Consider the following 25,703-nt stretch of genomic DNA (forward strand, 5'->3'; position numbering starts at 1 on the left):
ATAATATCGGTGAATTAACCTCAGCCATTGGTGACACGTTAACATTAAGTGGTACTACCCTAACATCGAATGCATTTACGGGTGTTGGATTTAATACTGGCGCTGTTATTGGTGATGGCAGTCAAACCTTAAATCTAACCACGCAAAACGTTACGTTAGATACGACTCGCGACTTTATTGCTAGCGGTATCGGCTTTGATCAAATTGGTACCGTGACCAACGTTGGTACTCTTACTGGTACAACTGCAGGTGATAATTTTACTTTGTCAGGCACAACGGCCACGGTTGGCTCTGTGGTAGGTACCAGCTTCCAGAATGTTAATACTATTAATGGATCTGGCGGTTCAGATACTGTCGATATTAGTGGTCAAAATATCGATCTCGCAGTTGGTTTAATTACAAATGGTGTGAATTTAATTTCACTTGAAACAATTAATAATATTGGCGCGTTAACGGCTGCCACCAATGATGTACTGGCATTTAATAGCAGCTCGATAAGTTCAAGCTCTCAGAGTGGTGTCGTTTTCAATGCGAATAATGTATTGGGTGATGGCTCCCAGACGTTAAATCTAGACTCTTCGACCGTAGATTTAACGTCTACTCGTGATTTTAATGTGGGTACTGTGGCCTTTGAGCAAATTGCCAACGTCAACAATACTGGTACCGTCACAGCAACTAATGGCTCTGAAAACTTCGTTATTAATGGTAACTCGCTTGTAGTTGATACCGTTGCTGGAACCACGTTTAACGATGTTGGTAATTTATTAGCGGGCGCGGGAACCGATACAGTAGATATTAACTTTGGTAATGCGACTCTTACGGGTACTGCTCTGAATGTCGGTTCTTCTGTTTTGGTGACCGGTATTGAAAACGTTAGCAATACGGGAATTTTAGCTGGATCTGCTGGCGACAATACTTTTGTAGAAACTGATGCAAACCAAGTTGCTGTTCAATCCATTCAATTTAGTGAAGTTTCAAGCATTAACGGTAGCGGCGGTAATAACTCAGTTAATGTAATTAACTCCGGAGTAACTCTAGGTGGAAGTTCCTTCACCAGTGGTAACAGTATTACCTATACAAACGTAACAACTGCAACTCAGGTTGGTGCCCTAACTGGTAGCGCTGGAAATGATAGCTTTGATGAAACCGCGAATAATCAAATTGATACGAATGGTTTCGCTTTCCAAGGTGTGTCTACAGTTAATGGTAACGGTGGAACCGATAGCTTAAGTGTACGCGCAGGCTCATCGGCCAGTCTTAATACTGCCGACTTTACCGTATCGGGTATCACCTACACCAATATCGACACAGTTGATGGCGTAACCTTTGTTTCTGACGGTGTGAATGGCAACCGCTCCTATTCACTCACCAATAATGATTTGAATATTCTCGGATCTACCTTTAATAACATCACCACCTTGACGGCGGGTACTGGTACAGACGCATTAAATATTAACAACCAAGACCTAGATCTTACCGTTGGTTTGCAAGTCAGTGGCGTAACCTTTAGTGGTATTGAAACCGTCGATAATATCGGTGAATTAACCTCAGCCAATAGCGACACGTTAACATTAAGTGGTACTACCCTAACATCGAATGCATTTGCGGGAGTTGGATTTAATACTGGTGTTGTCATTGGTGATGGCAGTCAAACAGTAAATCTAGATTCGCAAACAGTAGCGCTTACGTCAAACCGTGACTTTAACGTTGGCAGTATTGAATTTGATCAAATTGGAACTGTGAACAATGCAGGTACTTTGACTGGCACATCTACTGGTGAGATTTACACAGTGTCTGGTTCTTCTGTCGCGGTGAATACCGTTTCAGGAACCGCCTTTAATAATGTATCGACCGTTGATGGTGGTTTAGGACAAGATACCGTTGACGCTAGTGGCAGCGACATTACTTTAACTGCATCAAGCTTTACGAACGCCGCAGGTTTGGTGTTTACCAGTATTGAGAATGTTGAAAACGGTAGCGGCAATCTTATCGGCACTACTGGCGACGATACTTTCAGCGAAACGGGTTCCCGAGAAGTAACCAGCAATGGAATCATTTACGGTGATATTACCTTTGTAGATGGTGTAAGCGGTTCTGATACTGTTGATCTTGCCAATAACTCAACTGTAACACTTGACTCTGTAAATTCCCTCCGCTTCAGCGGTAGTTCTCAGATTAACTACGATAATGTCGAGCGTGTTACCAATACCAGAAATCTAATAGGATCTTCGGGTGATGATAATTTCACGGTTGTTGATCGAAATAATCAAGGCACTACTGAAACCGTTGTTCGTTTAGACCTACTTGACGGCTCTGGAAATACGATTGATTTTATTGGTGTTCGTGACATTGACGCCGGTGATACAGACATTAATGGCGACGGCATCATCGATGCTGGTTTGGATACCATCAATCTTTTAGATGGTGCAATTGACGGTAACAGAAGCACAATTTCTGAATTGGCCGATGGCGATATTTCAATTACCGGTTTTGAGCGTGTTAACCAATCTGGTGGTATAGCGCTAGGCTCCAATGGAATCGATTCGTTTACAGTAGAGCTTAATTTAGATGGCTCTATTGACGTTGTTATTAGCCTGTTTGATGACACAGGTACTACAGTAACCTCCACAACAACAATTCTTAATGCATCGTCCATTGATGGTCTGGGGCAAACCGGCTCCGGTGACTCTATTTTAGTCGGTTCTGGTAGTACACGGTCGACTCTTGATCCTGTGTTGCTAGAAACTGCCGGTTTCCGAATTTTCTCCACTCCGGGAGATTTAACCAGTGGCCTTGATGTATTTAATGTGGAAGTCGTGCAAAACTCTGGAAATGTGTCATCTTTTGCTAGCTTTGATTTTGCTGTAACTGGTGCGTCCGAAGGCTCAGCATCTGGTGTTTTATTTCAAGACGTCGGTTCAGTTACTGGCTTTACGGGAAGTTCTCTTTCTCTGTTGTCTTCTGCTCTATTAGGTTCGGCTTCTATAACTTCTGATCTAATCGAATTTACTGGTTTTGAATCTATCTCTGGTGCATCAACTATTGAGGTTGCATCTGGTGAACAAGGGCAGTTTTCACTAGTACAAGGGCAAATGGGCGCCCTTCAAACTCAACTGGGTGGAGATTCTATAACGTTCTCTGGTGTGTCTTCTGTTTTAAATACCGGGTCGCTCATTGGTTCTAGTGCCTCGGATAGTTTTGTATTGTCTGGCAACAATAGTCTTGCAAGTGCGGGAATAAGCTTTGAAGGAGTGATTGGGCTTGATGGTGGGGCAGGGAGTGACAGTATTTCCTTATCACAAGCGGGAGCGGTTCTTGATGCACGCGCTGATGTTGATTTTATTTCCAGCCAAATTTCCGTCTTTAACGTTGAAAATATCACCGGCACGGGTGTATTAACCGGGAGTTCTTTATCTGAATCTTTCTCTTCGGTGCAAAGTCAGCAGGTTTCTCTAGGTTCGATTAGCTTTAATGGCGTTTCGCGTCTAATTGGGTCTGGTGGTACCGATACTTTGGATATAAATAATGCTTCTATTGCTTTAGGCAGTTCAGTAGATGCGGTTGATTTTACTTCAAGAGATATTGGCGTCTCCGGTGTGGAGGTTGTTCAACGAGTAACGGATATCACGGGTTCAGGCGAAATAGAAATTTTTGATATTACCGCTGCTGATGAACTATCTATTACCACAGCTGCTAATGCGTCGCTAACGGTTGTAGGTGGTGGTGTGGTCAATGCCGGCGCTTCTGCGGATGACGTAGTTGTTAATAGCCTAGGCGATGATATTGTGTTAATTACTGGCAATTCGATTTCTGTTGGCGGATTTACGTTTACTTCCATTGAACAAGTTCAAGCCGCAGGAACTATTGTTGGTACAACGTTGGCCGATCAATTTGAAGATTTTGGTAACAACGAAATTGGCGCATTTAATATCCAATTTTTTGGCACCAACCAAGTAAATGGATTGGGCGGTGCTGATCAATTTATATCAAATGGTAGTGTCTTGGTCTTTAATGGAGGTACCGGTAACGATGCTTTAATATCGGATACTAACGTCGAATTAACAAACATAACCAACGGCGCTGACGGTGTTTCTGGCAATACATCATTTACCGGTGTAGAGCAATTTTTCGGTAATGAAACTGCAACTTTCACTGGCTCTGATCAAAATACTCTAGTCGGCATCACTGGTTTGAATAATGGTAGCCTGCAAGTTGACGGTGGATCTTCTGTTACCTTTACTGGTTTTGGAATCATACGTACTGGCTCTGGCACTGATACTGCTAATTTCTCTGCAAGTGGTGCCCTGACCAGCCTTGATTTAGGTGCTGGTGATGATGTAATTAATTTGACTGCCACCTCAACGGCTTCACTTATTGGTGGGGCTGGAAATGACACCCTACAGCTTGATAATTCCAATAATATCGTTGATGTAACCGGGGTAAATTCTGGTGACGTTAATGGCAATACCTTTGCCGGCATAGAAAATATCATTACCGGTTCCGGTGCAGATCAGGTTTCCGTTTCTGGCAGCCTAGTAAATATTTCAACAGGCGCAGGTAACGATAGTTTGCAGTTTACAGGTTCTGGTTCCGTTTCAGGTTTGATTAATGCGGGAACGGGCTCAGACAGTCTGGTGGGCGGCGGTGCGTTCCAAATAACCAACATTAATGCTAATGCTGTTGTAATTGGGGAGCTCAATGGATCCGCTTTTGAAGGTGTTGAGAATTTTGTTGCTGAAGGTGAAGCAACTTTAGCGGGATCAAATCAAGATCTAACCTTTAACCTCAACTCAAATGGTGTGCTGGGCGTTAATTTAACCGGTGCGGGTAACCAGGTCTTTGAAGTTACGGGCTTTAGTGGTTTGCAGGCAGGATCTGGCTTCAACAATTTAATTACTAATGGAGAATCATCGCCATTTACAATTACCAATGGTAATTCCTCTTTTGGTGGGTTTGCATTCAGTGGCATCGACTTTATTGAAGATAATACTGGATTGGTTGATATTTCGACGCCGCTGGCGGTTAGTTTTTCAGATACTGGCCTCTTGAATATTGGCAATAATATTCAATTTGATTTCAATAATGCTCCATTAACCATCAGTGGTGCGGCAAGCGTGTCGGGATCACTGTTTGCTCAATCGACAATTAGTTTGATGGATATTACGGGTGATATAACATTGTCCGGCGATTTTATTGATATTACCGCTACCACGATTGATGGTGCTGTCTCTATCCAAGACGACAACGATATTGTTATTACTAATATCTCTACTGCGGGTGGTAATGTATCAGTTGGGGCTGCCAGTGGTAATATCTTTTTGAATACTATTAATACTGGTTCTACTTCTTCTGGTGAAGTTAATCTGAATGCTAGCGTAAGTATTTTAATCGATCCATTAATCGACTTTGGGGAAAACCCTGACCGAATAGTGAATCTAACTTCTGCAAGTGCAACTTTGATCGCTAATGACATTATTGGTAGCGAGAATACACCATTCCGTACTAACGTCTTTAGCTTTTCAAGCTTCTCTGAGGAGTTCGTTCCGGTTAACAATTCTTTGGCTGGTACTATTCCTCGTCAGTCTGGTTTTAGGATTTCATCGATTGCAGAAAGAGCCGCAACCTCAGGAGCTAGTGTAGCTGCTGCTCAAACTGGATTAGAAGAAATAGGTAATGTTGATCCTGCGATTTTTGCGGAATTAAAACCCTATGCCGTTGGTTCTAGCCCTCTACTTCTTCCAGAAGATCAAAGGGAAGATGAGTTTGAGGAAAATCTTGACGAAGAGTTTGTTGACTACAACGAATCAGATACGGTCTCTCAGAAATAATAAAAAGCCGGCATATGCCGGCTTTTTATTATGCTACTTTTTTAACAGCTTGCTAGCTAAAGCCAATACGTTTAATTACATGTAGATATAAAATAAAAATAATTAATGTTCGGGTGGTTGTGTTTGACATAAAGGGCTATTTTTCAAGATTTAAACATTGCTAATCGTAATTGAGTTCGCCAATTTAAAATCAATAATTCTTAAAAATTAGTGTTTCGAGCCATTTGATTTTAGATTGTCTATCAATTATTTGTTGTGAATTATTAATATTTATTTGGTGTGCGTTTTTATGCAAAGAGGCGTTTTTTTCGTGCTGCATAATTAGTTGTTATTAAGAAAAATGAAGTGTTTAGGTTGCTATCGTATTAAAAAATACCCACTAAGATTAAATATTTATAGCTGCGTTTTAGAATAAACACAAAATATCTGTACTTGTTTAGCGAGGCGCTGATATTTACAACTTCTGACTATAGGAACCTCAGATTAATTCATGGGTGAGTTAATCTGAGGTTCCTATAGAGTTCTTCACGACTATTTTAACGGTCTTTAAAGGCTCGGTGGTTGTAATTAAAAACCACTCAATTCAACTTTATTATCACACTAATGACTTAAATTCCTCGAAAAACTTTCAACTTTTAACCTCGGTCATGGATTTTTGACTATTTAATATTTAGTATCCATTTCTTATGTATTAATAAGCTTTACGAGCGATTACGGAGAGAATATCGTGCACACAAGAATATCAACGGTCGTATTATCTACACTGGTTTTGACTGCTTGCGGCGGTGGAGGTGGCGGCGGAAATAGTACCCCACCAGAAAATGTAACCATCTCGACGTCACCGTCTATTTCAATAGAAGAAAACAGTAGTTTGTCTGTGGCAGTTGAAGCAGGGTCCGATAATTCCGCGAGTACGGGTATTACGTTCTCTGTATCGGGTGGTACTGATGCTGACTTATTTTCATTCAACGGTAGTAACCTCGTCGCCAGTGCAAATTTTGATTTCGAAAACCCACAAGACAGTAATGGCGATAATGTATACGAATTCCAAGTTACTGCTACCAGCAGCACGGGCGCCACAGCAACGGCACCATTTACTGTTGAAGTTGGGAATGTGGTAGAAATTAGTTTTCAGTCAACAACGGATGCATCGGTAGAAGAAAATACTTCCTTTTCGTTACCGATTACAGCTTCTGCTGATGGTGTTGCAAGCAATAATCTCACTCTTTCTATTACCGGCGGCGCCGATGCCCAGCTTTTCACAATCTCCGATTCTGGCGATAGTTTGGTCGCCTCACAAACGTTCGATTTTGAAGATCCTTTGGACGGCGACACCGATAATGTTTATGAAGTAGAAGTTTCAGCGACAGACAACACTGGAGCGACTACCAGCGAATTATTTCAAGTTTCGGTAACCAATCAATTTATTTTATCTCACGAGCTCGTATTTCCAACACAAAACAGCAATATTGCAACCGAAACGACGCTGGAAGAACTGCAAGCTTCAGGTAAAACCGAGTTCGAAGCCGTTGCGAAATTGATCGACTTAGAAGATGGCGAAGTCACCGCAGAAGAAGCGGCTACCATGATTTCTTTTACTATTAATGGTCAAAACCTAGTTCAAAGTGCGGAATTCCCAGACTTCTGGAGTGTTACTGTCCCAGTTGTTCCTGGTGCCAACGATTTTCAGTCAGAGTTGGTTGCTACGGCTAACAACACAGAAACTCAAACGATTACTGCTTTTAATAATCTCTTGTACGCAAATCCACAATTTCTAGATATTAGTTCTGATGGCAATTTAGTTTATTTTTCTGCAGAAGAGAGTTCTCTAACCTCGACATTAATTCTGGAATTTAACATTAATACTAGTGTTTATCGTTTGGTTTCTAGTGATATTACAGCTGATGGTGCCCCTTTAATTGGCGGGTCAGGTGCACTAACCACTGGTGTATTGGACGAGAATAATCAGCGTTTATTCTTTTTGGGTGCATCTTTTGTCAGAGATAATACAATTGTCGAAATTGATTTGGCTACAGGTACTCGTTCCCAAACCCCAATTACCTTCGCACCCGATACTGCAAATACCTCCGCTGAAATATTTGGTTATGATTCATCACAAAACCTTATTTATTTAAGTGATAGTCGAGGGGTGTTTACTCTTAATCCTGATACAGAAGTTATAACAACTCTGGGCTTTAGCTCTTCGCGTAATTTAACGTTGGATTCTACTAATAATCGTATATTAATACCTAATACTACTGCTTTAAGTTCTTATAATATTACTACAGGTACTACAAGCACATTATTTACCTACAGTAATGCCGGGGTAGAATTTACACCTGATAGAGTTGATCTAAGTTCTGAAAATAGAGTGGTGCTGAGTTCACGTACAGAAGCAGTTAGAGTTAATTTGAGTGATCTGAGCATTACCGAGTTAGCTTCTGTTGATGCGATAGCTGCGGGAGATAATCCAATTAGTAGTGCCTCTAGTGGCGATGTATTTTTTAGTAATTTCAATGATTCACTTTATAATTTTGCAGGTACGCAAAGACTAACTTCGCTTAACGGAAATAATGAGATTTATCAATCGGTGATAAATGAAGGCGGAGAAGGCGATTTTTTTTCACCCTTTAGACGAAATTTTTTTGATATCGAGCCTTTATTAGATCCTGAGAGTCGAAAGATTTATCAAGCCGACCAGAATGACAGAGCAAATCCTACTGAATGGGAATTTTTTGAAATTGATTTAACTAACGGAAATAAAACTCTATTATTTGACCAAGATGATTTTTCGAGTGTAGGCTACACGGGGTTTACCAGCGCGATGACGTTTGATGATAATCGCGAGAATATTTATTTTATCGATACCAGTCGTGAGAACTTATACCGCATAAATTTAGAAAGTTTGCAAATATCTTTTGTGAGTGTATTATCTATACCTTTTACCTCAACTGATATTGAATTGTTAAAGTTGGAAAAGTTAGAGGGTAGAGATACTCTTTTATTATCGAACGCTAGACGTCCGGCGGTTGGTTTTTTTGAGATTGATGTTTTTAGTGGAGAAGTTCAACCAATATCTACAAGTGCTGCTCCTAATGATAGTAATCCATCATTAGATCTTATTGTGGGATCTGGGCCTAACTTTATCTTTTCAGTGGATTTTGTTTTTAATCCCCAAAATACTAATGAAGTTTTTGTGTTAGACGAAGAAAATATTTTTTCGCTTGATTTGACCACAGGAGAAAGAAATATCATCAGTGCAACCTTCACTGATGATATGCTCCGAGCATTTCCTTTAGATATTTTGTACGAGAGTGAAAGCTCATTTTTAATCTTTACCGTAGATGCAGACTCAGCATTAAATCAATCTTTTAGATATAGTAGAGATATAAATGAATTTGCTCCAGTTTTTGGTAGTATCTCGCCATCCCTATTCTCAGCAGTGGATCCTTTGCTCGGAAGCGTGGATTTAGATGAATCACGCCAGTTATATTATTATAGTATAACTGAGGGGCAACCTTTCGATAGGGCTATTTACTCCTACTCACCTATTAGCCAAGAATATATTGCATTGAGCTTTTAAATAACAACGAGCTTTAATTATCCTGTTTGTTGTTTTTGATTTGACTCCTATAGACCCAGCCTCGTTTGAGGTTGGGTTTTTTTATTCGTACTTAAACTTAAGGATCCTCTGGTTTACTCATTCATGATTTAACCGGAGGTAAGATATTGACAATGTGATTTCCAATTTCTTTACAATTTCAATTTTTTATCGTTTTTGAAATTTGCGACACATCTTTGTGTCGCGAGAAACTTTAGGTTAGTCAGAGTTTCCTTAACAATTTTTTTAAGCTCTTCGTTCAAAAGACTCAATTATTAGAATATTTAGTATTTTTTAAATTCTCTAAATTTTTGTCGTAATTTAAATTCGAGTTGGCCCTTGTTGTTTGATGTATCCACAAGCTTTTTAAGCTTAAAATTTTTTGGAGTTGAAATAAATTTTAGTTTGCTGAACTTAATTAATTTTGTTGATTTATTATGGGGGTAGGTAAAGAGTTGAAGGATTGATTTTATTGCTCGTGGGTTCTGGCTTTTCGGTTAACGACACATCCTTGTGTCTTGATTCTCTTTAAGCAGCAATAACTTTTAGAGTTTCTTCAAAGATAATCCCAATTTTTCAATAACAGGTTTTTGGTCTGCATTGGTAATTACTGCTGTGCTTGCTTTTTCTGGTGTTAAATAGATTTTTGCAACGCGTTTTAAATCATCCAGTGTGGTTGCTAAGATTCCCTTTCTAAATTCTTCACGTTGTTTTTGATCGCGTCCAAAAAGTTCGGCATGGAAGGTTTGTTTCGCTTCTCCGGCAGGTGAACTTGGCTTATCTAAAGACGCGATAACGCCCAGTATTGCTTCTTCGAGAGATTGCGCTGTGTGGTCGTGAGTTAATAACCATTGCAGTGACTCGTCGAAGTCGCACAGTGTTTCTTCTAATCGTGGATCACGGTAGGAGAAAAATCTAAAGCTACCGGTGTTGCTGTCTTGGCTTGCGCCGCCACCATAGGCACCGCCTTGTTCGCGAATGCAGCGGTGTAGATAGCCGTTTCTTAGAAATCCCGATAAGACTGTTAACGCAGGTGCATCAGGATGACTTACGGCAACAGTAGGGTAGGCCTTTGCACAAAAGTTAACTTGGGTGTTGGTAATCCATGCTTCTTTAGTAATTTCTGGCGTGATTTCGTAATTGAATTCAGAGGTGCCTGATAGGTCGTCAAAGCTCCATACTTTTTCAAGATTTTTAATGCAGTTTTCACTGTTGTGTGGTTCTGCGGCAAGAAAATATTGCTGTTCTTGCTGTTTTATTTTGTTGTGAATCGTTGCGAGTTTTTCCGCAAAAATACTTAATTGCTCTGGATTTTTAAGGTCGTCGTCTAAGGCTTTAATAAACCGAATACCTTCTAGGCCAGTTAGCTGATGTGAAATTTTGGCACCTGCACTAATGCCGCTAGCAGCGGCAGACATTGCTAAGCTATGGCCTGAGCCGGTTACGCTCATTTCTTTGCGAGCACGAACTTGCGCAACTAATTCTTTAATACGATTTAATTCATCGAAACGTACCGACTCTAAGGTTTCTTTCATGAGTTCGGCGAGTTGCATTTGATTTCTAAATAATGCTTTACCCGAAAGCGTTAGGTGCCCTGAAATATCTTGTACATCGCTAATGGTGCCGCGAATACTGCAAAAAGCGCTAAAGCCACCTGCAACTTGTGCTTGCCATTGTTGAGCTGCCAAATAGTCTTTTTCGCCCACGCCCAATTCCGTTAAACAAATAGAATAGAGCGGTAAAAGTTGCAGTTCTTCGGTAGTTAATTCGGGAAGTTTTACGATAATTTGTTGGTAAACCAAACCATTGGTGCCAGGCGTGTAAACAGTTAATGGGTGGTTATTAATTTTTGAAGAATTACCGGCAACGTAATGGGTTTTTTCGGGAACGTCCGCAACGGTTACTTTTGGTAAAATGGATTCGTCGTCAACTTGATTTTGGCGTTCCACCAAGCGAGCCGCTAGATCCACGATATTGTGCTTGTCATCATCGCTCAAGGAAGATTGCATTTTTGCCAAGCGCGCTTTCTCAGCTGCTGTTTTGCGAGCGTTAATTTTGGAGTCTGGACTCATCACCAGCGTGACTCGGTGCGGATTATCCACTAAGAGTTCTCGCGCTAAATTTTGAACAAAATTAGGCTCTTTGGCGGCTTCTCTTAAACGCGCAAAAGCGGGTTCTATGTCCAATAGTGATATTGGGTCTCCGCGGTGTGTGGCTGAGTTAAGAGCGCTCAGAATTAGCTGTAATCCGTAGGGGTAGGAGTCGCCGCCAATTTCTCGTTGGTGTAACTCTAGTTGATGCAAACAGGCTTCAAGTTGTTCTTCGCTAACCCCTTCTTCGGCGATTTTTTCAAACAGTCCGAGAATCTGCTGTTCGAAGTCTTCTACTTTATTGCTGTCGCTACCTTCAATTCCGCATAAGAACGACAAGTCTTTTTGGGAGTCATCTAAACCACACAGTGGCGATGGTGAAGAGCCAAGTTCTGTGGTTTCAAGTAGGTGTTGTAACGGGGAAGCACTGTTATCCAACAAAATGCTGTTCAATAATTGGGCTTTTAATACAGAGTCGAGATCAATACTTGGACCCAGCAACCATGCCATAACTACGTGAGTTTTGTTTTCCGCGCTTTCTTCTGCGTCGTCTAAGGGATAGAACTCTTGCACTTTAATCGGTGCGTGATAGCGTTTTTCTTCGCCAACATCTACGCGATAATTTAATTTTTCAAAACGAGACAGTGCCTGCTTCTCGAACTTTTCTTGATGTTCCACGGCAGGAATATCGCCGAAAGTCATAAAAATGGCATTACTTGGGTGGTAGTGATTCTTGTAGAAGCTTTTTAATTGTTCATAAGAAAGGTCAGGAATGGCTTCTGGATCGCCGCCACTGTTGTAGTGGTAGGTAGTGGTCGGGAATAGGTATTTACACATGGTGTGCCAAAGCTGCGACGGAATCGAGCTCATTGCACCTTTCATTTCGTTGAATACAACGCCCTTATAAACCAGCGGCGTAGTAGGGTCATCGGCCTTCTCAAACTCTACACGGTGACCTTCTTGGGCGAAATCTAGAGGATCGAGACGCGAGAAGAATACCGCGTCTAGATAAACGTCCAGCAGATTATTGAAATCTTTACGGTTTTGGCTCGCAAAAGGATAGGCCGTCCAATCTGAACTGGTAAACGCATTCATGAAGGTATTGAGTGAGCGGCGGATCATCATAAAGAATGGGTCGCGAACCGGGTATTTCTCGCTGCCGCAGAGGGCGGTATGCTCTAGAATGTGCGCCACACCGCTGGAGTCCATGGGTACTGTCCGCAAGGCTACTAAGAAGACATTTTCGGGATTATCGGCTTGAATGTGGATGTGTTGTGCGCCGGTTTTGGTATGACGGTACTCTTCTACCGTAACATTCAGCGAATCAATGGATTGCTGACGAATAGACTCAAAAGCAGGGTGTGCAGTAGCTTGCATGGACTTCCTCGTTGTTAACGCACAGATTGTGGCGTTTTAAATTTATTGCCGTTGGCACCTGTAATCTGCTTATTCTAGTGTTGCTCTTGTCTATGTCGCAACGCGCAGACTTTAAAAACACAGGTGTCGAGTAATCAACTCAATAACTAACTAAAAGAATATCAACCAAAAGAGCGTCGGATTAACTCGATCTTGTATCGAAGCGATTCTAGGTTAATCAGCACTCCAAAAGCTAAACAGCGATGTTGACCTAGGTTAGGCTTCGTTGATGATATTTTTTGCAAATCATCTCGATATTGCATTGCTATAAAAAATTAATATTTGCAGCTAATGTTTTACAGAAATTGCTGCAAATCATAATTTCTACAGTGTACACCTCTGCAAAACTCGGGCAACGGTCATGCTAAAGAATCAGGGTATTTCATAACAGAATTTTGGTTTGAGCATGGATTAGCTTCAGTTTTTGGGCCCGGTTGAGTTTTTTTAACGCAATCTCGCGCTTACTGGCACTGGATCGGTCGTGATTAAACTCTGACCAAACTAGGAATAATGGCCGATCCATCCGGAAATACTTGGCCCCCGTGCCGTTGGAATGTTGTTTACAACGTCTTGCTAAATTATTGCTAATTCCAGTATAGAGCTTACCCGATCGGGTTTCGATCATATATACACACCAGTTATTGGTGTTTTTAATATCTGACTGTGATTCGAAGCTACACATTAGGTGAGGTGCCGCTTGGGCTAGGGGTTTTAGCTGTATCTTTATTCATTATCTACGTTTGTATTTGGCTCGGCGACTCTATGGCGGTCTGATTAACTCATTCATGATTTAATCAGAGTTTCCTCTACTCTGATAAGTTCTTCCGTAAGTTAATCAGAGCTTCCTCTATTATATTTATTTAAACTAGGCATTTTTCAACGGTCTGTTGTCATGGAAAAACACCACACAAAAACATTGGTCAGCGGAGACCGTAATTTTGATGATTTAGCGCACAGATTTGAACGCAATGTTTATCAATCTTTGAAGGGTAAAATTAGGTTAGGTGTTATTGAGCGAGACCTCCAGGAGTTCAATTCAGAGTTATTTACTGCGTCCCAAAAACCTTTGCGTATTCTTGATGTTGGTGCTGGTCGAGCGCCAATCTCCATCAAATTGGCTCAATTAGGTCACCGGGTTACGTTAGTAGATGTTTCTGTTGAGATGTTAAAGCACGCCTATGCCGATGCTGAGCAGTCGGGTGTTTTAGATCGCATCGAGTTTTTTCACGGTTCTGCGCAAGCGTATTCAGAACAAGCCGCGTCTGTTGGTAATAAGTCGTTCGATCTTATTCTTTGCCATGCCGTTGTAGAGTGGTTGCAGTCGCCGCAGCCTTTGATGATTTGTCTGAGTAATTTATTAGCTTCAGACGGCCTGTTGTCATTAAGTTTCTACAATGTTCACGGGGGTGTATTTAAAAATTTGTTGCGAACAAACTTTAAAAGAATTAATCGACAGGATTTTTCGGGCAGTAAAAGAAGTTTGACGCCTCGTTATCCGCGCACTATTTCAGAGGTTTTTTCTTGGTTTGAGCTCTTGCCGGTAACACGTCTTTGCCACAGTGGTATTCGTGTGTTTCACGACTATATCTTTAATGAACAAGATCGCGATCGTGAACCTGAAGAGCTGCTTAAGTGGGAGTTGTTTTATTCCCGTGAGTCGCCTTTTCGCGAGCTTGGTCGTTATCAACACGTTCTCTACAAACGCTTACCTGAGTAAATTTAGCGCTCTAGGTTGCGTAGAAGAATTTCTTTCGCTGAGTTGATTTTGGCGGCGAGATAGTCTGAGCCGCCTCGATCTGGGTGAAATTTCTGCATAAGCTTGCGATGCGCTTCGATAACGTCTTGCTTTTGGTATTGGCCTTTTAATCCGAGTACATCTTGAGCCTCGCTTATGCTCATATTATCGTCAATTTTGGGTGCCCGTGATTGCACAAGATACGGCTTATATTTATTGAGATAAGCGATTATTAGTGCATGTGAATCTGCGTCACTTTTGCAAAACGTTAATAATTCGATGAGCTGCTCATCCGTTAAATCGGCCAGCGCTTTTCCAGAAAAAGGCCCAGAAATCACAAGCGCGGCCATTTCACCATTATCGCTTAAGACAAATTGCAAAATAGATGTATTTGTTGAGCGAGCATTCTTGTTGTTGTTTTTAATTTTGTTGGCAAGCCAAGGTTGTATAAATGGGAAAACTTTAGGCGCTAACACTAAAAGGCTCCGGCCAATCGGTAGCAGTGCTGCTAGAGCCGCGCCGAGCCAATGAATTCTTCCGGTGAGTGCTAAACCGATCATTACCGCCGCAACTGTATACAGAGTTACTTTAATCCACAGTTGTCGCTTTTTTTCTGGCGGTTGCCGATTGATGTATTTCACTCCGGTAAAAATAACAATCAAGGCAATAATAACGAGAAGACTTCGAATCATAATTTAAACTCGGGTTTGGTAAACATTTCGTGCCTGCTGATATAACAGATTTTCACCGGATTGATCTCAGCGTTGAGTCTCGTTACCGAAGCTGTTGATGGTTTTAGGATTTAAATTTAAGGAATCTGCTACCGATGTTGTAACTCGTAAAGACAGAGCAAATTACTCAATGACACCTCATTTGTGCCGAACTATCGGTTAACTCTACCAGATTTAGAAATGGGATGGCGAACTGTTGGCATGGAAAATAAACAGATTCTACAGCATAAATATTGTGCTGATTTGTTGTCACGACGAGTAATTCTCGATGTGGTGTTTTAAGTACAAGTGTTGAAGCTTTTCTCGTTTGACTATAGAAAGGAATCTCTGAATAACTCTTCCATGATTTAATCAGAGAATCGAATTTGACCATTCGAGGTATTATTTTTCGGAGTTTTAATCGATTATTATTTTGAGTGGTATATTCTATTAACCTCGAAAGCTCTTAAACAATCAACGTTTTCAATTTTTGTAAATAGATTTTTGTAAATAGATAGTGGCTTGTTTAAGAATATTCCATCGTCACATTAATACGTGCCAAATATTCAGATTCTTGCTGCAATGAACGCTCACTGAGTTGATTGTTTGGCAACCAACCATCACCAAAATCTAGGTGGATTTTATCGCCATTCCACGTAACCTTGGGTGTTTGATCGGTTGAATCTCGTTTGCGGTTCAAAATCACTGCAAGTCGTAAGCAGATGACCATTTTTAATATGGGTTCGCGATGGTTAGGATTAAGGCTTTCCAGCGATTGTTGATTAAGTTTGCGTCGATGCATTCCCACTAGAGTTGCTAACAGAAATTGCTCGTACCGATTAAAGCCCGCTAAATCACAGTGCTCTAAAATATAGCGGCCGTGGTGGTGGTAGCCAGAATGAGAAAGCATTAAGCCAATTTCATGCAGTTGCGCTGCCCAACCAATTAAGCTGATAGGGTTTAATCCAGAATCTTCTTTGATATCTGCTTGCGCAATTAACGCCAATGCAGTCTCTTTAACTCGCTGTGCCTGGCCTGCATCGATGTGATACTTGTCGAGGTATTTACGTACGGTTTCGTTACGAATATCTTTTTGGTTTCTGCGTCCGATAGTTTCGTGGATTAAGCCTTCTTTGAGTGCGCTATCCGAAACATGCAGCTCTTCTATTGAGAGACTATCGAGTATGGCTCTCAATACCGCCATACCGGCTGGCATAACGTATCTTCTCGGTTTGGCGATACCTTCTACTTTTAGCTCACCTTCACGAGCGATCTTGTGGTAGAGCTCCGTCACACCAACCCGCGTTATCACTCCAGCGGGCGTTAAATCGGGCATCATTTCTGTAATGGACTTCATTGTACCTGAGGTACCGTAGGTGATATCCCAGCCTTCTTTTCGGAATTGTGACTGAATAGCCTCTAACTCCTCGCGCGCGGCGATATAAACGGCCTTCATGGTTTCAGGGGTGACTTCTAAGTCACCTTTGGCGTTGGTTAAAAATTGCTCGGTGTAGGTGACACAGCCAATACTCAAGCTTTCTAAAAGAGTTGGGGTGTTGTCTTGTCCAATGATAAATTCGGTGCTGGCGCCGCCTATGTCGACAATTAATCGCTTGCGATGATCTTGAGAGATACTGCTGGCGACCCCGGCATAGACCAATCGCGCTTCTTCATAACCAGAGATCAGTTCAATGGGTACGCCCAGTGCTACTTCGGCTTCTCGCAAAAATGCTCGTGCATTCTTAGCTGCTCTTAAGGCTTTGGTGCCAACAGCTTTAATGTTTGTGCTGGGTATGCCAACAATTCGCTCATTAAAACATCTCAAGCATTCGATGGCTCTGTCTTGTGCTTCCTGTGAGAGTTGCCCATCTTTTAAGCCGCGAGCAATTTGCACCATTTCTTTGACTCGATCTACAACCTGTAGCAAACCGTGATTTTCTCGCACGATAAGCATATGGAAGCTATTCGAGCCTAAATCGACAGCGACGAAGTAGTGATCTTGATGGGGTGTTAGGTCTTGCACAGTGTCATCCCGTTACATTTTTTAGAAGTATATCAACCATATGGCAAGATACAGAAGCCTAAGAGTCAAATGTGCATTAATTCCACACGATAATCCCTTTATCTGTGTTTCAAATGTGATGAATGGTTATTAACCAGGGAAGAAACATAGCGAAGAAAGTAACGGCACGCGGGCTCAGGTGTTTTTAAGCGAATATTAAATCGCTGGTTTATGTGAAAACGAGTGTGTTCTGAAAGTCATCCAATATTTTATTGGAATCTCCATTTAACTCTTCAATGATTTAACTAGAGGGCCGAACTTGCAAATACGATTTTCAATTTCTAAATAATTTACATCGATGAAAATTCTAGGTTAATTAGAGTTTTCTCTAATTTATTCCAATAGGATTTAATCACAGATAACTCCGATTAATTCGAGAGATCGGCAATAAAAAGAGATGCGTAGTTTCTCATAGTAATGAATTGAAGTCGTGAAAATTTGGAAAACGTATTTTCAATTTCTGTCTTCCTATCAGTCTGTCTTGCTATTAGATAGCGGCTGCGTTAATTAGAGGTTTGAAGGTTAGTTAGAGGTTTGAAGAGTAGTTTTCTGAATTTTTATGGTTATTGAATAAGTCTATTTTTAATGGTTTTCTAAAAATTGAATTTCATGTTCCCTGTGTTTTGACTGTGTGTGGAATAGGTTATTAATTTGCGCGATGGCTATTTTGGTATTGTTAGTGGTGTTCATCTTTAGGTAATGTATCGTGTTGGCGGTGTTTTGTTGTATCGAAAATGTGTGATGGCAATGAGTAGTCGTTAACTGTTATTCGAGAAATAGTGAGTTTATAAAAGTGGCACGATACGTCTGTTTTTTATAAACAATTTCGTTTAACCCAAATTATAATTTGGAGGTTAAGTTAATAACGTTGCATTCCTAGGTGGAATGTTCGCTAGAAGGCCAGTCGGTAAATGTTGCATCTGTGGTTGATTTATATCGTTGTTATTAACGTAATAATATTTGCCTAAATGACAGATTAGATTTTAATCTAGGGTGTTCGTAAGTTGGTATTGTTTATGCTGCTCATCGTTAGGTGTTGGGTTATGTGCGAATCAGTAATTAATGTATGAGATATTTTCGAGGCTTTTTTAAAGTAAATATTTTTTGTGATGAAAAGCCAGTGATTGCATCCGGTAAATCGTTCATAATTGGGTGAATCCTATTTAGATGAAGTTAATACCCTATGCTATTTGGAAAACAAAAGAAAATTACTCTTCCGTTGCCCGAAAACGCTCTGCCCGGTAGGCCTGAAGCGTTAGTTGTTGATAACCAACATTTTGTACTGAATACTCCATTGAAGGTCCCGGACGATAAGTGCGAACGTGCTTATTTTGGTATGGGTTGCTTTTGGGGTGCAGAGAAGCGATTTTGGATATTGCCTGGCGTTATATCAAGTGCCGTTGGTTATGGCGGTGGCTATACCCCAAATCCTACCTATGAAGAAGTGTGTTCTGGCGAAACTGGCCACACCGAATTAGTGCAAGTGTGTTTTGATAGTGCAAAAATATCCTTTTCTCAGTTACTTGATGTATTTTGGAACGAACATGATCCAACTCAAGGAATGCGTCAGGGAAATGATGTTGGAACTCAGTACCGATCTGCTATTTATTGCACTAACTCAGGGCAACTGTCGTTGGCGAATAAATCTCGCGACGACTATCAGAGTCAGCTCAGTGCGGCTGGTTTTGGTGAAATTACTACGGAAATAAAAAAGGCCGATGAGTTCTATTACGCGGAGTCATATCATCAGCAGTATTTGGCGAAGCATCCAAATGGCTACTGTGGATTAAAATCAACAGGTGTTAAGTATTTGGCTTAGGTCTATAAATAAATCCTTATTAATTTAAATTAAAATAAATCAAAAAAAATTCATAGAATTTGGTCAATTGCTGAGTTAGTCTAGTCTCGTCGAGTAAGAATTCAACTAAGAGTGAGCTTACTCGAATGGGTTGTAAAAGGGCGTGTGTAAAAAAGAGAGTGTTATGTCTGATTTAATTTCTGGTACTGTTAAGTGGTTTAACGACGAAAAAGGTTACGGTTTTATTGCTCAAGAGGGTGGTAAAGACGTTTTTGTTCACTTTAGCGCGATTAATGGCGATGGTCGGAAAACTTTGACTGAAGGTCAAAAAGTGACGATGGAAGTGGTTCAAGGACAAAAAGGTCCACAGGCAGAAAACGTTACTCCTCTGTAGTAGCTTTTCAGTATAGATAGAAGTTAAACGGCTGTAGTAATCCAACGATTACAGCCGTTTATTTCATTAGTATCAGCAGATTTTTTACAATTTGAAAAATCTGTAGGTCTTTATTCGTTTACGAATTTTAAAGATTGCTTAGTAATCTGTTGTTTAAAAATAATCTGAATGAGAACTAGGCTTTTCATTTAAATTTTCGATTTACACCATTCACTCCAGCCACCAGCGTATAAGGTCGGAATCGGTAGTTCTGCTATTGCGAACGATAAAATGTTTACGCAAGCTGTCACGCCAGAACCGCAATAATGAATGACGTTTTTGTCGGCTGCCCCAAGGTTACCCCAATACTGCCTAAGTTTTTCTTTATCATAGAAAAAGCCATTTGCATCAATGACATTGTTCATAGGTGCATTGATCGCGGTTGGAATATGTCCTGCTACCGGATCGATGGGTTCTTGTATTCCTTCGAATCTTTGGGCTTCTCTAGCGTCGATTAATAAATGGGTTGTATCTTTGATGCAATTGCATAATTCATTTTGAGAAACGACCGGTAATACAAAGTCAAAGGCACCGGGATCTTCTTGGTTTTTAACTTCGATAGGATTAAAAGAATCAAGCTCAGATAAGGTGCCTGTTTCGACCTTGTTCTGTTGGCTTTGCCAAGCATTGAATCCGCCGTTCAACACAGCGCAGTTCTTGTGTCCTAGGGCCTGAAACAGCCACCAAGCTCTAGACGCAAAGGCATGGTTCTGAGCATCGTATAACACAACTTGAATTTCAGGCGTTATGTTAAAAAAGTCGAATAGTGATTCTATTTTTTGCCGTGAAGGTAACGGATGGCGCCCACTTGAAGCTGTAATTAGCGAGGAAAGGTGATTATCTAGATGTAAATAATGAGCAGTTGGAATCCGTTTTTCGCAATAGGCATTAAAACCTGCTTGCGTGTCAAAAAGATTAAACCGGCAATCAAAAACAATAAAAGGTTTCTTATCTTGATACAGTTGGTTTAATTCAGATGTTTCTATAATGGTGGAATACATAGGTAATTTTTAGCCCAGTTTTTAAAGTTATTTCTATTGTGCCAATAATTCACTGATAAGTCAGTTTTTACTTGTCATCTTCAGCGAGTAGTTGTGAGAACTTTAAGAGTATTGCCAAGGTTTCGAATACCTCTTTTGGAATTTCTTGATCCTTTTCAAATTGATTTAATAAATTGAATAACATGGCATTTTTTATTTGGTTGGTATTGTTCTGTACCAATGGCAATTCTTTGCTGCCAATGGTTATGCTGCCGTTGTCGTTGAAATACAACTCTAAAGATTGAGAAGTTTCGGATATGTTTTTTGTCATATACTAGGCTTCTATGTGTTGTTTGGGAATTTTTATTTTATTTATCGATAAGTCTAAATTTTTATCAAAATTAATGGTTATATTTTTTTTGTTTATTAAATTGCACAGCCCGGTCAGTATGTGTTTGTTGTTTTCGATTTTAGTGAAAAGCTCCAAATTATTCGCTCCAAGGGTGATAGTCAGGTTTGACTTGGAATGTTTTGCGTGTACAAGTAGATGGCTATTGAGGTCAATATCGATTTCTAGTTCAAGTTTCCAATTATCAGCGTCTATTGTCTGATCTACATCGCTTTCATTTTTGTTAAAGGTCTCTAATTTGATTTGGGTTGTTCCAGTTCTTTTGTTGAGCTGTATCGGTAGGCTCATAAAGCTTATATTTGATTCAGACTGAGTTGACTCGTAATAACTTCGCCATCGATCCTTATGGAGTTTTTTCCATTGCTCGATTAGAAATTCTTGTGCTTGATTCTCGAATAGAATTGGCAGGTTGATACCAGTGATATTTTCTTGATGGTGGGCCGTTTGGTTTGGGTTTTGGCTATTCAGCTGATTTAGTATCAATTTAATATTGGGTGTAAATTGTCTGCTGAGATTACCTGCTTCTGAATGAATTAAGTGTATTAAAAACTGTGTGTAGATTTTGTGGAGATGTTTCAAAGAATTGGCTGCTAAATAGTTTTGCAGATAATTTGCTGTTTCTGTTAGTGATCTGGCAGGATTTCTGTCTTCGGTTAATGGCAGGTGTTTAATCGGGTTTAATTCTACAAGGTTTTCTCGGAATTGAATGGATGTGTTAGGGTTTAGTGATTTATTCTGAGTTGAGATTTTGCTAAGGCTGGCGTAATAAATTTGGTTAAAGATAGATGCTTCAAAAAAAGCTTTTTGTTTTAAAGTAATATAAGCGTTCGTGTTGTTGAATTGTAGGTCAATGCGGTTTCCTGCGAATAATTTTTTAATATCAATGTTTGAAAGTAGGAATATTTTATGCGGAGATTTTTGTTTGGTTGAGGTATTTATTTCAAATGAGTTTAGAAAAGTGGGTTTATAGTTTGTTTCAATACTTTTGTTATCGGTAAAATAAATTTTTGATAGGGTAGGTGTGTTGGCTGGTAGATTTTTTAATTGTTTTTGTGTAATTGGGTTTGATGTTAATGTAATTACATTTTCCAATAGTTTGTTGTGCAGTTGTTTGACAAGGTTATTTGCTTGGATAATTTCATTGCGTGTAATCGTAGGGTTATTGGCTTGGGCATTTAATTCTGGCGCAGATTGTCCGATACGGTTTGAAGTCTGAATTGGAATTTTTGTTGCTGAGGGCGGTTTTATATCCATCGTTATTGTTTTCAATAGATTGTTTGCTTCTTAGGGAGTCTTAAATGAATCTCGATAAAGTTGCTTATAAATGCCAGTCAACCCATTTTATACATCTTTTTGACATCCTTAAATTGCGCGCTAAATTACCTTTATACGGTTTTATTATTCTCAATAGCTAATGGGATCGTATTAATTATGGCCGATAGTTGTAATTCGAACGTTATCGATTTTAGGTACGTTCAGAATTAAATCGACAAACAAAATTATCTCTAGGAACCTCTGATTAACTCATCCATGATTTAATCAGAGGACAGAAATTGAAAATGCGATTTCCAATTTCTTCACAATTTCAATCACTTACCGTTCTTGAAATTGGCGACACATCCTTGTGTCGCGAGAAACTCTAGGTTAATCAGAGTTTCCTCTACTTTATTGATGACTAATTTCTTGTCTAATTTAGCAGTTGTTTAGTAGCTGTTTATTACCCAGTAAAGTCGCGGTACGCTAAAATTTCAATGGGATTGATCTTTAAAAATAGGCTAATTATTCTCATTTAGTTTAACGAATTTTGGAACGAGTATTATAATCTTTAGTTTGGTGGCTATTTGATGCTTAAAAATTTTTGTTTTATGCGTATAATCGGCGCCATAATTTAGTATTTGCTTAATACCTGCACTTATATAACAAAAATGATATTTGGGATTTGTGAGACGAGGAAGTCATGGGGCTAAAGTTGGAGCTACATAACCTCCAATGTGAGAGGGACGATCGGATACTTTTTTCCGGATTAAATGCCGTTTTTTCGGCCGGGGAGGTAATTCAGATCGAAGGACCAAATGGTTCTGGCAAAACCACACTGTTACGTGTTTTGACGACGCTATCCAGCGATTACTCGGGCGATATCCTTTTTAACGAACAGCCTTTTTCTCAAGCCAAGTTCGAGTTCCTTTCTAATTTACTGTTTCTGGGCCATGCTCCAGGTGTTAAAAAGTCTCTTACACCTCTCGAAAATCTGCTTTGGTATCAAAGAGCCGCTGGTGTTGTTTCTAAAGAAAACTTAATGAACGCTCTGGCAGCTGTTGGCTTAGCCGGTTATGAAGATGTTGCTTGTTTTCAGCTGTCAGCTGGTCAGCAACGTCGAGTAGCGTTGGCGCGACTTTATTTTGATCCTTCACCTTTATGGATTTTAGATGAGCCTTTCACAGCAATTGACAAGAAAGGTGTGGCCGCGTTGGAGGCGCTTATCGAAAAGCGCGCACTGGCCGGCGGAATCGTGATTTTAACAACTCATCAAGATATGGCGTTTGAAGGGTTAAGAAAAATTGACTTACGCGATTATCGTACGCAAACGACTATGGCCTACGAGGCGGCTCAATGACCACGGTGAATACTCAGCAGTCTAAAGGAGTTGTTCAAGGCGTGTCGTTTTGGGCCGGTTTTTTGGCGACGTTCCAAAGAGACATTACACTTGCTTATCGCAATCAGGGCGAGTTGTTTAACCCTCTTATCTTCTTTCTGATTGTGATCACCATGGTGCCTCTAGGCATTACACCAGACCCCAAAATGCTGGCGGTTTTGGCTCCTGGGATGATTTGGGTTGTGGCTTTGTTGGCGACACTTTTATCGCTTGATGGGCTGTTTCGGTCAGATTTTGAAGACGGCACACTTGAGCAAATTATGCTGTCACCCAATCCTCTCTATTTGACGGTGCTTGCCAAAGTTGTTGTGCATTGGTTGGTTACAGGTTTGCCGCTGACACTGCTCGCACCTGTACTCGGTGTCATGCTTTCACTACCTGCGGAAGGTTATGGAGCATTGTTGTTATCGTTGTTTTTAGGAACGGCAACATTGAGTTTGATTGGCTCAATTGGCGCAGCTTTGACGGTGGGGCTTCGTAAAGGCGGTTTACTGTTGTCTCTAATTGTTATGCCTCTGTATGCGCCGGTTCTTATCTTTGGTGCTAGCTCTGTGAGCAGTGCTATTGAGGGTATTGGTATTTCCAGCCAAGTTGCGGTTTTGGGTGCTTTCTTAGCGTTTGGCTTAATGTTAGCGCCTTTTGCAACGGCGGGTGCATTGCGGGTTGGTGTTAACGGTTAGAGGAATGTCGAGCAAATAGCCTTACAATGAATCTCTATTGCTGATTCTTACCGTAAAGGGGCGTAAAGTTCAGTAAAAATTGCCGTGTTTCATTTTTATTCAGAGTGTAAATCGGTGAAATACCTATATCGACAGCGCTTAAAGTCATAAGGTATGTATACCTTGAATCTACTCGATTATAGAGTCCCTGTGTAAAATCTTAGGAAATGTGTGGTTAACGTGCTTTCGGCGCGCTTGAGGATAGAAAAATGGCTTGGACATGGTTTCATCAATTGGGATCTCCCAGATGGTTCTACGAAAAAAGTACGGCATGGCTGCCTTGGCTAATTTCAATCGCCTTAATTCTATTGGCTGTGGGCTCGATTTGGGGTTTAGGTTTTGCTCCTGCCGATGCCAAGCAAGGTAATAGTTATCGTATTATTTATATTCATGTACCTGCGGCTTTCTTGGCTCTAGCCGGTTATTACATCATGGCAATCAGTGGTGCCATAGGTATGATTTGGCGCATGAAAGTGTCGTTTGTGGTACTGCGTGCTGCTGCACCTATAGGCGCAATCCTGACCTTTGTGTCTTTGTTTACAGGAGCAGTTTGGGGAAAGCCAACTTGGGGAACCTGGTGGGTTTGGGACGCTCGAATCACATCAATGTTGATTCTGTTTTTTTTGTATTTGGGTGTAATGGCTCTACAAAATGCTTTTGAAAGTGAAGATGCAGCGAACAAGGCCAGCGCAATTTTGGCGTTGGTCGGCACCGTAAACATTCCGATCATCTACAAGTCGGTTGATTGGTGGTACACCCTGCATCAACCAGCAACGATTAAGTTTACCGAAGCAAGCACCATTGATCCTTCAATGAAATATCCTTTGTTGATCATGGTTATTGGTTTTTACGTATTGTATGCAACTGCGTTGATTCTAAAAACACGCACTGAAATCCTACAAAAAGAACGTAAAGCGAAGTGGGTAAAGGATCTTGCCCTAGCTTCTTAAGTTTAGATTTGAGAAGCGGTAAATCTGCGGTTATTACCGTAGATGTTAGGGAAAATAACAATTAATAGGTTAGTTAATGCAATTTCAATTCGACAATCTATCAGAATTTTTTAATATGGCGGGGCATGGACCCTACGTTTGGGTGTGTTATCTAATAACCTTTATCGCTATTGGTTATTTGTTAATCGCACCCATTCGAACACAGAAAAAGCTTTTGAAAAGCTATAAACGTCAGGAACAAGTTGCTCAATCCGAGAATTCTGATGCTCCTGCATCAGTGACGGAAGCTAAGCAAAGTTGGTAAATCTATCCGTTCTAA

Annotated in this window: 16 protein-coding genes; 9 read left to right on the top strand and 7 right to left on the bottom strand. The window is 40.5% G+C overall.

What is annotated here, in order from left to right; genetic code table 11:
• Together ACYQ28_RS17505 and ACYQ28_RS17510 are read left to right on the top strand one after the other, a co-directional pair.
• A partial coding sequence (locus ACYQ28_RS17505) for a beta strand repeat-containing protein (protein ID WP_460164734.1) occupies nt 1-5,828 on the top strand: 5,828 nt, incomplete at its 5' end.
• Nucleotides 5,829-6,555: 727 nt separating this feature from the next.
• On the top strand, nt 6,556-9,411 hold the full coding sequence (locus tag ACYQ28_RS17510) for a hypothetical protein (RefSeq protein WP_460052341.1): 2,856 nt from the start codon (nt 6,556-6,558) through the stop codon (nt 9,409-9,411).
• 563 nt (nt 9,412-9,974) lie between these two features.
• Here the strand turns inward: ACYQ28_RS17510 and ACYQ28_RS17515 are convergent.
• Nucleotides 9,975-12,896 carry an insulinase family protein gene (locus tag ACYQ28_RS17515; protein WP_460052343.1) on the bottom strand — a complete coding sequence of 974 codons (2,922 nt, stop codon included), beginning with the start codon at nt 12,894-12,896 and terminating at the stop codon, nt 9,975-9,977.
• Between the two features lie 421 nt (nt 12,897-13,317).
• A complete protein-coding gene (locus tag ACYQ28_RS17520) occupies nt 13,318-13,617 on the bottom strand; it encodes a GIY-YIG nuclease family protein (RefSeq protein WP_460052344.1) in 300 nt (99 codons plus the stop codon).
• A gap of 210 nt (nt 13,618-13,827) precedes the next feature.
• Here ACYQ28_RS17520 and ACYQ28_RS17525 point away from each other — a divergent pair, with 210 nt between their 5' ends.
• Nucleotides 13,828-14,652 (top strand): methyltransferase domain-containing protein, encoded by an 825-nt coding sequence (locus ACYQ28_RS17525; RefSeq protein ID WP_460052345.1) that lies wholly within the window; start codon nt 13,828-13,830, stop codon nt 14,650-14,652.
• A 2-nt stretch (nt 14,653-14,654) separates the two neighbouring features.
• Here ACYQ28_RS17525 and ACYQ28_RS17530 read toward each other — a convergent pair whose 3' ends face one another.
• Nucleotides 14,655-15,362 carry a J domain-containing protein gene (locus tag ACYQ28_RS17530; protein ID WP_460052347.1) on the bottom strand — a complete coding sequence of 236 codons (708 nt, stop codon included), beginning with the start codon at nt 15,360-15,362 and terminating at the stop codon, nt 14,655-14,657.
• 544 nt (nt 15,363-15,906) lie between these two features.
• Entirely contained in the window at nt 15,907-17,403 is a 1,497-nt protein-coding gene (locus ACYQ28_RS17535) for a Ppx/GppA phosphatase family protein (protein ID WP_460052348.1), read from the bottom strand.
• Nucleotides 17,404-18,625: 1,222 nt separating this feature from the next.
• On the opposite strand from ACYQ28_RS17535, the gene msrA reads away from it, so the two are divergent.
• Together msrA and ACYQ28_RS17545 are read left to right on the top strand one after the other, a co-directional pair.
• On the top strand, nt 18,626-19,261 hold the full coding sequence (msrA, locus tag ACYQ28_RS17540; protein WP_460052349.1) for a peptide-methionine (S)-S-oxide reductase MsrA: 636 nt from the start codon (nt 18,626-18,628) through the stop codon (nt 19,259-19,261).
• Nucleotides 19,262-19,424: 163 nt separating this feature from the next.
• Nucleotides 19,425-19,634, top strand: a complete 210-nt coding sequence (locus ACYQ28_RS17545) for a cold-shock protein (RefSeq protein ID WP_460052351.1) — start codon at nt 19,425-19,427, stop codon at nt 19,632-19,634.
• Nucleotides 19,635-19,822: 188 nt separating this feature from the next.
• Here the strand turns inward: ACYQ28_RS17545 and ACYQ28_RS17550 are convergent, their stop codons facing one another.
• From ACYQ28_RS17550 to ACYQ28_RS17560, 3 genes are all read right to left on the bottom strand, one after another.
• On the bottom strand, nt 19,823-20,674 hold the full coding sequence (locus tag ACYQ28_RS17550; protein WP_460052352.1) for a sulfurtransferase: 852 nt from the start codon (nt 20,672-20,674) through the stop codon (nt 19,823-19,825).
• 67 nt (nt 20,675-20,741) lie between these two features.
• Nucleotides 20,742-20,984 (bottom strand): hypothetical protein, encoded by a 243-nt coding sequence (locus ACYQ28_RS17555; protein ID WP_460052353.1) that lies wholly within the window; start codon nt 20,982-20,984, stop codon nt 20,742-20,744.
• A gap of 3 nt (nt 20,985-20,987) precedes the next feature.
• Nucleotides 20,988-22,316, bottom strand: a complete 1,329-nt coding sequence (locus tag ACYQ28_RS17560) for a hypothetical protein (protein ID WP_460052355.1) — start codon at nt 22,314-22,316, stop codon at nt 20,988-20,990.
• Between the two features lie 703 nt (nt 22,317-23,019).
• Here ACYQ28_RS17560 and ccmA point away from each other — a divergent pair.
• From ccmA to ccmD, 4 genes are all read left to right on the top strand, one after another.
• On the top strand, nt 23,020-23,676 hold the full coding sequence (gene ccmA, locus ACYQ28_RS17565) for a cytochrome c biogenesis heme-transporting ATPase CcmA (RefSeq protein WP_460052357.1): 657 nt from the start codon (nt 23,020-23,022) through the stop codon (nt 23,674-23,676).
• On the top strand, nt 23,673-24,395 hold the full coding sequence (gene ccmB / locus ACYQ28_RS17570) for a heme exporter protein CcmB (RefSeq protein ID WP_460052358.1): 723 nt from the start codon (nt 23,673-23,675) through the stop codon (nt 24,393-24,395). Before ccmA ends, ccmB begins: the two co-directional genes overlap by 4 nt.
• A 248-nt stretch (nt 24,396-24,643) precedes the next feature.
• Nucleotides 24,644-25,384, top strand: coding sequence for a heme ABC transporter permease (locus ACYQ28_RS17575; protein WP_460052359.1), 741 nt, complete (start codon nt 24,644-24,646; stop codon nt 25,382-25,384).
• Nucleotides 25,385-25,460: 76 nt separating this feature from the next.
• On the top strand, nt 25,461-25,688 hold the full coding sequence (ccmD, locus tag ACYQ28_RS17580; RefSeq protein WP_460052360.1) for a heme exporter protein CcmD: 228 nt from the start codon (nt 25,461-25,463) through the stop codon (nt 25,686-25,688).
• Nucleotides 25,689-25,703: the final 15 nt, after the last annotated feature.

This window comes from Sessilibacter sp. MAH1, assembly GCF_054658315.1.

Bases quoted from the DNA above. Each gene is read 5' to 3' on its own strand.
- ACYQ28_RS17525 (WP_460052345.1), top strand. From the start codon at position 13,828: ATGGAAAAACACCACACAAAAACATTGGTCAGCGGAGACCGTAATTTT.
- ACYQ28_RS17550 (WP_460052352.1), bottom strand. From the start codon at position 20,674: ATGTATTCCACCATTATAGAAACATCTGAATTAAACCAACTGTATCAA.
- ccmB (WP_460052358.1), top strand. From the start codon at position 23,673: ATGACCACGGTGAATACTCAGCAGTCTAAAGGAGTTGTTCAAGGCGTG.
- msrA (WP_460052349.1), top strand. From the start codon at position 18,626: ATGCTATTTGGAAAACAAAAGAAAATTACTCTTCCGTTGCCCGAAAAC.
- ccmD (WP_460052360.1), top strand. From the start codon at position 25,461: ATGCAATTTCAATTCGACAATCTATCAGAATTTTTTAATATGGCGGGG.
- ACYQ28_RS17555 (WP_460052353.1), bottom strand. From the start codon at position 20,984: ATGACAAAAAACATATCCGAAACTTCTCAATCTTTAGAGTTGTATTTC.
- ACYQ28_RS17520 (WP_460052344.1), bottom strand. From the start codon at position 13,617: ATGTGTAGCTTCGAATCACAGTCAGATATTAAAAACACCAATAACTGG.
- ACYQ28_RS17545 (WP_460052351.1), top strand. From the start codon at position 19,425: ATGTCTGATTTAATTTCTGGTACTGTTAAGTGGTTTAACGACGAAAAA.
- ACYQ28_RS17515 (WP_460052343.1), bottom strand. From the start codon at position 12,896: ATGCAAGCTACTGCACACCCTGCTTTTGAGTCTATTCGTCAGCAATCC.
- ACYQ28_RS17530 (WP_460052347.1), bottom strand. From the start codon at position 15,362: ATGATTCGAAGTCTTCTCGTTATTATTGCCTTGATTGTTATTTTTACC.
- ACYQ28_RS17575 (WP_460052359.1), top strand. From the start codon at position 24,644: ATGGCTTGGACATGGTTTCATCAATTGGGATCTCCCAGATGGTTCTAC.
- ACYQ28_RS17560 (WP_460052355.1), bottom strand. From the start codon at position 22,316: ATGGATATAAAACCGCCCTCAGCAACAAAAATTCCAATTCAGACTTCA.
- ccmA (WP_460052357.1), top strand. From the start codon at position 23,020: ATGGGGCTAAAGTTGGAGCTACATAACCTCCAATGTGAGAGGGACGAT.